This window comes from Pseudomonas sp. FGI182 (assembly GCF_000511325.1).
In the GTDB taxonomy this organism is placed as follows: domain Bacteria; phylum Pseudomonadota; class Gammaproteobacteria; order Pseudomonadales; family Pseudomonadaceae; genus Aquipseudomonas; species Aquipseudomonas putida_Z.
This window is the reverse complement of record NZ_CP007012.1, coordinates 4,373,382-4,386,068: the sequence shown is the minus strand read 5'-3', so window position 1 is coordinate 4,386,068 and position 12,687 is coordinate 4,373,382. Positions and strand designations below refer to the sequence as shown.

At 62.7% G+C, this 12,687-nt stretch carries 8 protein-coding genes; 3 read left to right on the top strand and 5 right to left on the bottom strand.

The genetic code is table 11. From position 1 onward, the window contains the following. Positions 1–14: 14 nt before the first annotated feature. Positions 15–464: an azurin gene (gene azu / locus C163_RS19240; RefSeq protein WP_025340201.1), complete on the bottom strand. Its 450-nt coding sequence runs from the start codon at positions 462–464 to the stop codon at positions 15–17. A 181-nt stretch (positions 465–645) separates the two neighbouring features. Here azu and C163_RS19235 point away from each other — a divergent pair, with 181 nt between their 5' ends. Next, a complete protein-coding gene (locus C163_RS19235; protein WP_025340200.1) occupies positions 646–1,629 on the top strand; it encodes a TauD/TfdA family dioxygenase in 984 nt (327 codons plus the stop codon). A 644-nt stretch (positions 1,630–2,273) separates the two neighbouring features. Continuing rightward, positions 2,274–2,534 (top strand): DUF3077 domain-containing protein, encoded by a 261-nt coding sequence (locus C163_RS19230; RefSeq protein ID WP_025340199.1) that lies wholly within the window; start codon positions 2,274–2,276, stop codon positions 2,532–2,534. A gap of 333 nt (positions 2,535–2,867) precedes the next feature. Here the strand turns inward: C163_RS19230 and C163_RS26725 are convergent, their stop codons facing one another. From C163_RS26725 to C163_RS19220, 4 genes are all read right to left on the bottom strand, one after another. Beyond that, positions 2,868–3,245: a hypothetical protein gene (locus C163_RS26725; RefSeq protein ID WP_081742305.1), complete on the bottom strand. Its 378-nt coding sequence runs from the start codon at positions 3,243–3,245 to the stop codon at positions 2,868–2,870. Continuing rightward, positions 3,238–3,486, bottom strand: coding sequence for a hypothetical protein (locus C163_RS19225; RefSeq protein WP_025340198.1), 249 nt, complete (start codon positions 3,484–3,486; stop codon positions 3,238–3,240). The genes C163_RS26725 and C163_RS19225 overlap by 8 nt, the downstream gene beginning before the upstream one ends. Before the next feature lie 300 nt (positions 3,487–3,786). Next, positions 3,787–4,191, bottom strand: coding sequence for a hypothetical protein (locus tag C163_RS27235; RefSeq protein WP_144084442.1), 405 nt, complete (start codon positions 4,189–4,191; stop codon positions 3,787–3,789). Then, entirely contained in the window at positions 4,184–5,593 is a 1,410-nt protein-coding gene (locus tag C163_RS19220) for a PAAR domain-containing protein (protein WP_025340197.1), read from the bottom strand. The genes C163_RS27235 and C163_RS19220 overlap by 8 nt, the downstream gene beginning before the upstream one ends. A gap of 625 nt (positions 5,594–6,218) precedes the next feature. Between C163_RS19220 and C163_RS19215 the strand changes: the two genes are divergently transcribed. Next, a complete protein-coding gene (locus C163_RS19215; RefSeq protein ID WP_025340196.1) occupies positions 6,219–12,686 on the top strand; it encodes a non-ribosomal peptide synthetase in 6,468 nt (2,155 codons plus the stop codon). Position 12,687: the final 1 nt, after the last annotated feature.

Genomic DNA, 12,687 nt, shown 5'->3' with positions numbered 1-12,687 from the left:
GAGGTGGGGGCGGGTCAGCTGCCTAGGGTCAGGGAGCCTTTCATCAAGGTGCCGTGGAACGGGAACGAGCAGTAGAAGCTGTACGCGGTACCTGCCTTCAGCGACCGGACGTCGAGGCTGATGCTGTCTGTTTCACCGCCGCCGATCAGGCGGGTGTGGGCGATAACCCGGGTGTCGCCGGGCTTCACGTAGTCCAGTGCCTCGCCGGCTTTCTGGCCGTCGTCGAGCACGCCTTGCATGTCGGCCTGGGTACTCAGCACCCAGTTGTGGCCCATCACGTTCTTCGGCATGTCGCCAGGGTGGGTGAGCGTGACGGTGAACACGGCGCAGGCCTTGGGCACGGTGATGGCGGCCTTGTCGAAGGTCATCTGGTCGGTGCCATGGATTTCCACGGCGCATGGCTCTGCCGACCACGCGGCAGGGGCCACGGCGAGCAGGGCGAGGAGCAGAAGCTGGCGAGTCATGTACGGTTCCTGGGCGATAGAAGGGTGCACATCGTTCAGACGAACCGGCGCGCGCCGGCTTTACCTGTGTGTGCGGCCCAGGTGAATTTCCCCATCGCCCGCTCGTTCATTCAGTCAGGCGCCGACATGGCGCACATCCCGATTTCGCCGCCTATGCGGCCCTGGCCTGAGGTGACCGGACATGAGTGAACTGCTGAGCTTTGCGATCGAACCCCTGGACGCCGCACGCGGCAACCTGCCACTGCTGGTGCGCGCGCCGGAGCCGGGTATCGACCTGCTGGAAGCCTTTGCCGAGTTGCAGCCGCTGGTGGACCGGCACCTGCTGCAGGCTGGCGGCATCCTGTTTCGCGGCTTCGAGGTGGGTGGTGCCGAAGCTTTCCGCCAGTTCGCCGCTTCTTTCGGTCACCCGCTGCTCAACTACGAGTTTGGCTCCACCCCGCGCAGCAACGTGACCAAGGGCGTGTACACCTCCACCGAGTACCCGGCGCACCAGAGCATCCCCCTGCACAACGAGCAGGCCTACACCCTGGAATGGCCGATGAAGATCTGGTTCTACAGCGTGATCCCCGCCGAGACCGGTGGCGAGACGCCGATTGCCGACAGCCGCGAGGTGTACCGGCGCATGCCGGCGCGCATTCGTGAGCGGCTGGTGGAGAAGGGGCTGATGTACGTGCGCAACTACGGCAACGGCCTTGATGTGGAATGGTCGCAGGTGTTCAACACTGAAGACCCGCGCCAGGTCGAGGCCTATTGCCGGGCGCATGCCATCGAGTGCATCTGGAAGGATGACGGCGAATTGCGCACCCGCCAGCGCTGCCAGGTGGTGGCGCGCCACCCGGTGACCGGGGATGACGTGTGGTTCAACCAGGCGCACCTGTTCCATGTGTCGAACCTGCAGCCAGAAGTGCGCGAGTCGTTGATGGACATCGTCGAGGAAGAGGACCTGCCGCGTAACGTGTACTACGGCGACGGTACGACCATCGAGGATTCGCTGCTCGATGAAGTGCGCGGGGTGCTGGATGAATGCACCATCAGCTTCCCTTGGCTGGAGAACGATGTGCTGATGCTGGATAACATGCTCGCGGCGCATGCGCGGTCGCCGTTTACCGGCAAGCGCAAGGTGGTGGTGGCGATGGCGCAGGGGTATAGCGAGGGGTTGGGCTGACAGGTGTATGCCTTGGGTTTTGCAGCGCCTGTGAGATCGAGCGCCGCCCGCGCGGCGCTTCGCAGCACAAGGCTGCTCCTACATCTGTTTCGGACCAGTAACGCCTGTGCCAGTGCACGCGACCGCCTTGTTTTTCTGACACGATATCGAGGTGAACGCCAAGGGGCCGCGTGCTTGTATCGCAGGAATAACTGGCCCGAAACAGATGTAGGAGCAGCCTTGTGCTGCGAAGCGCCGCGCGGGCGGCGCTCGATCTCATAGGCGCTGAACCTGTCATGGCGAACGCCTGTCAGCCCAGATGCATTCCCCAGACATGCCTCCTGCAGCCTACAAAAATCCCAGACTCTTCCTACGCCTCGGGACTGGCAACTCCACCCCCTGCGAAATACCCTACAACCTCTGTCGACACGCGTCTGATTGTTCCTGCAAATCCCGCACTCTAGGCTTTGCCCGTCGCTGACGGTTCAGCGATCGGGTGTGGAAACCCGGCAAGACATATGATGATTGTTGACACGACAGCTGTACGCGGGAGGCCTTCGGGCCTACCGGGTTCATCATATGCCTGGTTTTCCACCCCGTGTGCAGCTGTCACCCCAATGTGTGGAAACGGACGGGTGGCACATAACTCATATGATGACCATTCCATGACCGACGAAACCAAAACCACCCCCGGCGTTACCTACTTCTACCAAGGCGAAGGCCAAACCCATCCGCTGTTCCGTATCGCTGAGGGCATCCCCTGCCGCAGCGCCCGCGAGCAAGCCTCGGAGTTGATGGGCTATGCACGCGACTTATCACTGACCGGTTTGATGGATGGCGATCAGCAGATGCTCTGGGCATCGCATTACTTTGCAGCCATGGCCAAGGCGTTGTTGGATGATGCCGAGTTGGGTTTGATGCGCTGATCCTTGTATTGGCTGGGCTGGCCCTTTCGCGGCTAAAGCCGCTCCTACAGGGATTGTGCATGCCTCAGGGTATGCACAACTCCTGTGGGAATGGGTTCCTCTGGGGCAGGTTCCAGCAGGCAATGTCTGGCTGATCGAGTTATTTCGTGAATGGTGCGTAACCTGACAAGAATCCAAAGAGCGCGGCCATAGGCATCCAGCAAGCAATTAACCACATAACATTTGCCCAAGTTATTTGTGAGTTTTGCAGCCCGCACGCATCACCTTCGCATACATTGACTGCCTATTGTTTGGCGAACTCTCAGATGGTGCATTGCGTTGTCTCTGTTGTGGCTAAATAATGAAGTGGTTTATGACTAGCCAAGTGAATCCGGTTGTGCTTAACCATGATGCGATAACTATTTTGGTTTTCAATGGCTTGGGGAATTGCTCATAATCTTCTTTGTCAAGTAGGCCTCTGCGAATACTTGAAATTGGGAAAGTGATGGCGCCTGCTACCATGAAAATCACCAGCATTCTTGAACGTATGCCTTTCTCTCCCCAAAGGGTTATGGCGTATGAAAGACATGGGCTTCGGTGAAGTGCTGTGACCATTTGTTTATATTGCTGAGAAATTGCAATGTGAAAGTCCATTGCAAGTGCGGTCAAGCCGAGGCAGAAAGGTGAGGCTACTATAAATAGCCTTAATTTTATGTCCAGATGATCAATCATCTTGAAAGGCCTCGAAGATTACTTCACCTAATTCTTCGCCGCCGCCCATGCCTGCAATGCCCTCGACGATGGTGCCCGCTTGTCCACATAGCGGGCAGGGTGTAGTCGGCTCGCCTTGAAGCAGCCAGTTGCGGCCATGCACACGGCCCCTGGCTTGGCTGGCAATGCAGATGGCGCCTGTGGTGGTTTCGTCACCGTCCAGGCCTTGGTATCGGCCGAAGATGTTCATGCGCATGCTCATGGCTCGCCTCTTTTTAAGGTGGAAGCCAGGAACCTAGCAGGCTGTTGGCGGGTATTTTCGGGGTGGAAGGGATTTAGGAAGGGGCCTACAAGGAATAGGGATTTGGACTACATGTTTTGTTGTGGCAATGCCCCTATGACTGCACCAGTCCGTTCCTCGGCTGTGCTTGCTTTGCCTTACCTTCGTCTCAAGACTTTTTACACAGAGCCTTGGTGCTGCAAGGGAACATACAGCTGTCTATCGCTGCTGTATGTTCCCTTGCAGCACTCGGCCTCTCCCATGGGCTATGCTTCGGTCGAGTTAACTCCAGAATTGCATGCGCTTCAGTTTGATCAGTACGGCGGCTAACACTGCCCAGGCAAATGCTGCTAGCAATAAACAGAATGCAATACGCATTTTGGTTTTTAAGTTGGTTGGAAAACTAGAAGCATCATTTTGATCGAGAAGTCCTCTTTTCAAGAAGAATTCGGGGTCTAGCGCGATTCCGCTCAGTGTGGCTACGACTGATACCCTTGAATAAAAACTACGTTCTCCCCACCAGTGCGTAGCTCGTTTCAAACATTCACTTCTACTCAAAGCGTGTTGGATATTCCGGTAGTTAGGCAGGTAAGCGAGTTGCGCTGTCATTGACAGTCCTGCTAAAGAGAGTGCGAAAGGCATGGCCAGAAATCCCAAACCCCAGAGAGACTCCAGAAATTCATTCATGTTCGGTTAATTCATAGAGCTCTTCCCCTATGTACTCGCCCATGCTCATGCCAGCTACGCTCCCGGCGTACGAACTAGCGCCTACGACTGCAATGGCGCATGCTGCTCCACTTATGGGCCCAAGGCTCACGCAGGCAAAGCCTGCTATCGCTTTTCCAGCTACTCCCGCAGCGGCACCTACTGCTAGTCCTCCTGAAAAGTTGCCTACCTCAGTGAATCTTATTTTTCTGCATGATTGAGAATTGCCTGATCTACATACTTCTTGAGTTTTCAGCCAAGACGATCCACCACCGATTGCCAGACCTACATATCCACCTTTTTTTAGGTGGTTAGATAAGCGTGTCAACTTGTCCAGATGCGTTGAATATCCAGGGATGCCTCCGGGTGCTCCAGCCTTGCTCCAGTGATGTACTAGGCTTTTTGAGGAAATGCCTAAGTCGCCCCGTAATCTGTCATGGCTTCCGAGGTTCATGTGCTTGTTAAGAAAGCCCATCTTCAGTTGCGCATCCAATTGTCCGAGTAGCTTTCTACGTTCAGCAAAAAACTCCGGACTACGTAGATGTCCATGCTTGGAAAACTGATGCTGATGCAGCTCTTCGATCTTGCGCAACGTCGCGCTAAGATCATCTAGCGCCTGAGCCATCATGGCGCCGCTCACTCCCATTGCCAAGCTGGTACTGCTCAACAAACCTGCTATTTCAGGCAAGTGACGCATCATGAAGTCAGCTTCTTCCGGCGTGAGATTTGCCAAGTCCTCTCGCGCCTGTTTGGCCGCACTCATCGCATATTGCTCTTCACGGGTGCAGGTCGGGCGACTGTAACCATCGCCAATGACAAAGATCTCGCCCGCCTTGAACCCCTGCTGATACGTCGGGTTCAGCCGCTCCAGAATTGACCGAGGCAGGTTGGCCTGCGGCGCGCCCAGCTCTGCCAGGACTTCCTCGTATGACATGCAGCGCGGAACGATGTAGAAGCCGGGCTCCATGCCTTGAGGAGTGGGCGAGGGCTGAACCACCTCAGGCTGATAGGTACTTCTTATTGTGTTACCCGTCTGGGCGTGTGCTGGTGCCTCACGAACAGGCTCAGATGCGGGTGCCCCGCGCGAAGCCGGAGGTGCGTACCCACTTGCAACCAGGCGATTGCTGCCCTGTGGGCACCCGCATTGCACTAGTGCTCCGTCCAGAGCCGTGGGAATACCATCCTGTCGCCAGCGGACTTCGCCCTCGACGATGGTGCCCGCTTGTCCACATAGCGGGCAGGGTGTGGTCGGGTCGCCTTGAAGTAGCCAGTTGCGGCCATGCACACGGCCCCTGGCTTGGCTGGCAATGCAGATGGCGCCTGTGGTGGTTTCGTCGCCGTCCAGGCCTTGGTATCGGCCGAAGATGTTCATGCGCATGCTCATGGCTCGCCTCTTTTTCAGGTGGAAGCCAGGAACCTAGCAGGCGGTTGGCGGGTATTTTCGGGGTGGTGGGGGTTTAGGAAGGGTCCTACAAGGAATAGAGATTTGGACTACGTTATTTCATTGATGGCAATGCCGGCCTCTTCGCGGGCATGCCCGCTCTCATAGAACAACACATGACTCATTGGTTTGGCGAGGTTCTGTAGGAGCAGCCTTGTGCTGCGAAGAGGCCGGTACTGACAAAGCCTGTCTGTTGCTTGTACCGGCCTCTTCGCAGCACAAGGCTGCTCCTACAACGGACGCGTCAGGCGAGCGATATTTGTTCTCTGCGCGACAGCGCAGCCCAAAAGGGCTGGGCAATCTCCCACGGGGGTAGCGTCCCGTCCTGGCTGGCGCCATTCCTGTAGCGGTTATGGCCTTGCTCAGAGACCTTGAAACCTGCGCGGTCGGTGTGGGAGCGGGTTTACCCGCGAACACCGGCACAGCCGGTGCCAGCCACCCCGTCGCTTGATTCGCGGGCACGCCCGCTCCCACAGGGATGGTGCTGGGCCTAAGGTCGGCGCCACTAAATCAACCCCCCACACCTTCGTCTGACAGTTACCGCTCGACTGCCAGGACACCGCTCGACATGAATGCCGACCAAACGCTCAAGCTCGCCCGCCGCTTCATCGAACTCAGCCCCGACAAGCGCCGCCTGTTCCTCAAGGCGCTGCAGGGCGAGGGCATGGATTTTTCCGTGCTGCCGATTGCGCCCGGGGTGGAGGTGGCCGAGCGTGATCAGCTGTCGTACGCCCAGCGGCGCATGTGGTTCCTCTGGCAGCTCGACCCGCAAGGTGCGGCGTACAACCTGCCCATGGCCGTGCGCCTGACTGGCCCGCTGGACCTGGCAGCCCTGCAGCACGCCTTCGATGCCCTGGTGGCCCGCCACGAAACCCTGCGCACCCGCTTCGTCGCCGACGGCGATGACGTGCGCCAGCAGGTCGATGCCAGCGCTGCCCCGTTGCAGCTGCACCAGGATGCCCTGGCCGGCCTGGACGAAGGCGCCCGTCAGGCCGCCATCGAAACCATCGCCGAAGCCGAAGCCCTTGCCCCCTTCGACCTGGCCAGCGGCCCGCTGTTGCGGGTGCGCCTGCTGCAACTGGCGGCACAGGAGCACATCCTGCTGCTGACCCTGCACCACATCGTCGCCGACGGCTGGTCGATGAACGTGCTGATCGACGAATTCCTGCACCTGTACGACGCCGCCGTGGCCGGCAGCGAAGCCCGCCTGGAACCCCTGCCGATCCAGTACCGCGACTACGCCCTGTGGCAGCGCAGCTGGCTCCAGGCCGGTGAGCAGGAGCGCCAGCTGGCCTACTGGCAGGCGCGCCTGGGCGACGACCACTCGCCGCTGGAGCTGCCACTGGACCGCAGCCGCCAGGGCCGCCCCAGCTATCGCGGCGCACGTCACGAGTTCCCTGTCGCTACAGATGTAGCCGAACGGCTGCGCGGCCTGGCACGCAAGCATAACGTCACCCTGTTCATGGTCCTGCTGGCCGCCTTCAAGCTGCTGCTGCAGCGCTACAGCGGTCAGTCGGCGATCCGTGTCGGCGTGCCCATCGCCAACCGCAACCGCGGCGAAAGCCAAGGGCTGATCGGCTGCTTCATCAATACCCAGGTACTGCACACCGAAATCGACCCACTGCTGGACATCACCGGCCTGCTCCAGCGCGTGCGCGAAACCGCCGTAGGCGCGCAAAGCCACCAGGACCTGCCGTTCGAGCAACTGGTCGAAGCCCTGGACCTGCCGCGCAGCAGCGAGAGCCCGCTGTTCCGCGTGTTGTTCAACCACCAGGCGCAGGTGGCGGATGTGCAGGCCATCGAGACCCGCTCCGGCCTGAGCCTGGCGCCTGTCGTGCTGGCAAAGCACAGCGCCCGCTTCGACCTCGCGCTGGACACCCATGAGCGAGCGGGGCAGCTGCACGCAGCGTTCACCTATGCGACCGACGTGTTCGATACGGCCACCGTCGAAGCCCTTGGCGAGCAGTGGCTGGCCCTGGTGCAGGCATTGGCCGACGAAGCGGGTGGCGCAGTCGGGGAGCTGCCATTGCCAGGCCTGGCCCCTGCCATTGGCGCGCCTGCGCAGGCTGACGCAACGCTGCTGGTTCACCAGCGCTTTGCCGCCACCGCCAGCCGCCACCCCGAACGCACGGCGGTGATGGCTGCGGGCGAGCAGGCCAGCTTCGCCGAACTCGATGCCCGCGCCGAGGCCATTGCAGGCCGGCTGGTGGAAGCCGGAGCAGGGCCGGACACACTGGTCGGCGTGCTGGCCGACCGCAGTGTCGGCATGCTCGCCAGTATCCTCGGCGTGCTCAAGGCCGGTGGCGCCTACCTGCCACTGGAGCCCGAGCAGCCGGCCGAACGCTTGGCCTACATGCTTGCCGACAGCGGCACGCGCCTGGTACTGGCGCCCGGTAACTGGCAGGCCGAACTGCCCGAGGGCGTGCAGCGCCTGGACTGGGCGCAAACCTACAACGGTAGCGCCGCCCGCATCGCCCCGACGCCGGCCAACCTGGCCTACGTGATCTACACCTCCGGCACCACCGGCCAGCCCAAAGGCGTGGCGATCAGCCACGGCGCCCTGGCCAACTACGTCGAAGGCATCGCCGCGCGCCTGCCGCTCGAGCGTATCCGCAGCATGGCCCAGGTCTCGACCCCGGCTGCCGACCTCGGCCACACCATGCTGTTCGGTGCCTTGTGCGGCGGCCATACCCTGCATTTGCTGCTACGCGAGCAGGTGCTGGATGCCGAAGGCTTTGCGGCCTACCTGGCCGAGCACCAGGTAGACGCGCTGAAGATTGTACCGTCGCACCTGGAGGCCATGTTGGTGGCTGGCCGCTCGGCGCTGCCGGCACAGTGCCTGGTGCTCGGCGGCGAGGCCATCAGCCCGAGCCTGCTGGGCAAGATCCGCAACCTGGCCCCGGCGCTCAAGGTGTTCAACCACTACGGCCCGACCGAAACCACCGTCGGTGTGCTGGTCGCCGAACTGAACGGGCAGGCCAGCCTCGGCCAGCCCCTGGCCAACACCCGCGTCGCGGTGCTCGACCGCTGCCTGCAACCCCTGCCGGCCAAAGCCAAGGGCGAGCTGTACATCGGTGGCGCTGGCCTGGCCCGTGGCTACCTGAACCGCCCGGCACTCACAGCCGAGCGCTTCGTCCCCGACCCGAGCGGCAGCCACGGCCAACGCCTGTACCGCAGCGGTGACTGGGTTCGTCAAGGCAGCGACCTGCAGTTCGCCGGGCGCATGGATGGCCAGGTGAAGGTCCGCGGCTATCGCGTGGAACTGGCCGAAATCGAAAACCAGCTGCGTGCTCTGGGCGGTGTCGCCAATGCCCTGGTGCGCGTGCATGGCCAGGCGCCGCAACTGCAACTGGCTGCCTGGCTGGTGCCCAGCCAGATGCCGGCCGACAGCCTGGCCTGGCAGGAATCGATCCGCGCCAGCCTCAAGAACCTGCTGCCCGAGCACATGGTGCCGACCCACCTGATAGTGCTGGAGCACCTGCCGGTCACGGTCAACGGCAAGGTCGATGTCAAGGCGCTGCCGGAGCCCGTCGCCACCCAGGTGGCCTATCAAGCGCCGCAGACCCCGCTGCAAACGCAATTGGCGCAGATCTGGGCGCAAGTCCTGCAAGTACCGCAGGTAGGCCTGGGTGACAACTTTTTTGCCCTTGGCGGCCATTCGCTGCTGGCCACCCAGGCGGTATCGCGGATACGCAAGCAGCTGGGCGTGGATATTCCGCTGCGCAGCCTGTTCGACACCGTCGACCTGCAGGCCTTTGCCCAGGCAGTGGCCGAAGGCGAGCAGGGCGCAGGCCTGGACATCGAGATCCTCGATCGCCAGCAACCGCTGCCGGTGTCCCGCTCGCAAAACCGCCAGTGGCTGTTCTGGAAGCTCAACCCCCAAAGCCTGGCCTACAACACGCCGATGGCCGTGCGCATGCAGGGCCACCTCGACCACTGCGCCGTGCAGGCTGCGCTGGATGCCTTGGTAACCCGCCACGAATCGTTGCGCACGGTGTTCGTCGAGGCCGACGGCCTGCCCTGGCAGCGCATCCTGCCGGCCGCCACGGTACCGATCGGTTTCGAAGACCTCAGCGGCCAGGACCACGCCGCGCAGATGCGCAAGCTGGAAGCCGAAGCCTTCGTCCCGTTCGACCTGGAGCACGGCCCGCTGCTGCGCGCACGGCTGTTCAAGGTGCATGCGCAGGAGCACCTGCTGTCGCTGACCTTGCACCATATCGTCTCCGATGGCTGGTCGATGAGCCTGCTGGTGCGCGAGTTCGCCGCCGCCTACAACGCCGCCGCCACGGGCCAGGCGCAAACCATCGAGCCACTGCCGGTGCAGTACGCCGACTTCGCCGCCTGGCAGCGCAAGTGGCTGGCCGAGGGGCAGATGCAGGCGCAGATCGACTACTGGAAGGCCCGCCTGGAAGACGACTTCGAAGTGCTGGAACTGCCTGCCGACCGCATTCGCCCGCAGGTCAAAAGCTACCAGGGCAGCCGCTTCGACGTGCGCCTGCCACAGGCCCTCACCGAGCGCCTGCGGGCACTGGCGGTGGCATCCAACGCCACGCTGTTCCATGTGTTCCTGGCGGCCTATGCCATCGTGCTGTCGCGCTACAGCCGCAAGGGTACGCTCAACATCGGCGTGCCGGTCACCAACCGCAACCGCCTGGAGCTGGAAGGGCTGATCGGCTTCTTCATCAACGTGGTGGTGGCCCGTATCAGTGTCGATGGCAGCCAGCCTTTCGCGCAGTTGCTGGCGGCAATCAAGGAAACCACCTTGCAGGCCCAGGCCAACAAGGACGTGCCGTTCCTCGAGGTAGCCGAGGCGCTGTACCCCGACCGTGGCCAAGGTGTGAACCCGTTCTTCCAGGTGCTGTACAACCACCTGCGCGACCTTGGCGAGCAGGTGTCCAGCGATGCCCTGCACGGCCTGCAGGTCAAGGAAGTGGACCTGCTGGAGCCGGGCGCGCAGTACGACATTTCGCTCAATACCCTGGAGCGCTCCGACGGCGTTACTGCCTCGTTCAACTATTCCACCGACCTGTTCGATGCCGCACGTATCGAGCGCATGGCCGGGCATTGGCAAGCACTGCTGGAAGCCATCTGCGCCGAGCCACAGCGCTGCATTGCCGAGCTGGACTTCCTTGGCAGTGCCGAACGCCAGCAGCTGACCCACGGCTGGAACCCGGCGCCCCAGGCTGGCAGCGGCTTGTGTGCGCACCAACTGCTGTCACTCCAGGCCCACGAGCGGCCGGATGCGCTGGCGCTGATCTTCGACGACCAGCAGATGACCTACGCCGAACTGGACCGCAGCAGCAACCAGTTGGCCCACCGCCTGCGGGCGCTGGGCGTGGGGCCGGACTGCCTGGTTGGCGTGGCTGTCGAGCGCGGCCTGGGCATGGCCCTGGCGCTGATCGCCATTCACAAGGCGGGTGGCGCCTATGTGCCGCTGGACCCGGACTACCCGCAAGAACGGCTGGCCTACATGGTCGAGGACAGCAATATCGGCCTGCTGCTGGCCGACGCGCCCTCGCGTGAGCGCCTGCAACTGGGCAAGCAACTGCCCTGCGTGGTACTGGAGCCCGGCACCGAGTGGCTGCACGCCTGGCCCGCCGAACCGCTGGCCAACCTGGCGGCGCCGCACAACCTCGCCTACGTCATCTACACCTCCGGCTCCACCGGCATGCCCAAGGGCGTGGCCATCGACCACCATGCCCTGTCGCTGTTCTGCCAGGTGGCCGGCGACTATTCGCGCCTCACCCCGGGCGATCGCGTGCTGCAGTTCGCCACCATCAGCTTCGACGGCTTCATCGAGCAGTTCTTCCCGCCGCTGGCCCAGGGCGCCTGTGTGGTGCTGCGCGACCTGCGGCTGTGGGACACCGCCACCCTGCTGGACGAGATCAACCGCCACGGCGTGACCGTGGCCGACCTGCCGGCGGCCTACTGGCGCCTGCTGGCGCTGGAGCGCCGCGCCCCCGAGGCCTATGGCCGGCTGAAGCAGATTCACGTGGGGGGGGAGGCGGTGCCGGAAGATGCCCTGCGCGCCTGGCTGGCCGACGGCCCGCCAGCGGTGCGCCTGCTGAACACCTACGGCCCGACCGAAGCCACCGTGGTCGCCACCACCTACGACTGCTCGCAGATGACCGTGGAGCAGATCAGCCAGGGCGGTGTGCCGATCGGCCGTGCCTTGCCGGGGCGTACCCTGCATGCCCTGGACGATGGCCTGGCGCCGACACCGGTGGGCGTGCCCGGCGAGCTGTTCATCGGTGGGGCAGGGTGCCTGGCTCGCGGTTATCACCAGCGTCCGTCACTCACCGCCGAGCGTTTCATCCCCGACCCGTTCGACCCGGTTGGCGGTGGCCGCCTGTACCGCACCGGCGACCTCGGCTGCTACGACGAAAACGGCCAGCTGGCCTATCGCGGCCGGGTCGACCACCAGGTGAAGGTGCGCGGCTTCCGTATCGAGCTGGGCGAGATCGAGCAGTACCTGCGGGCGCACCCGGACGTTCGTGAAGCCACCGTGCTGGCCATCGACCTGCCCAGTGGCAAGCAGCTGTGCGCCTATGCGGTGCCGGCCGAAGGTTACCGCGGCGATCTGCGCCAGGCCCTGAAGCAGTACCTCAAGGCCAGCCTGCCGGACTACATGATCCCGGCCTACCTGGTGACCCTGCCGAGCATGCCGCTGACCCCCAGCGGCAAACTCGACCGCAAGGCCCTGCCACTGCCAGACCCGAACCAGCCACAGCATGAATATCAGGCGCCGCAGACCGAGCGGCAGCAGCAGCTGGCGAACATCTGGGCACAGTTGCTGAACGTTGCCCGGGTCGGCCTGAGCGACAACTTCTTCGAGCTGGGCGGCCACTCCTTGCTGGCGGCCCAGGCAGTGTCGCGGATCAACGTCGAGCTGGGGCTGGACATACCCCTGCGGCTGATCTTCAGCCACCCCGAACTACGCGCGTTCGCCCAGGCACTGGACGAGCAGGGCCTGTCGCTCTCCGACGATGGCCTGAGCGATATCGAACAAATGATGAATGCATTCACAGAGGCCTGAC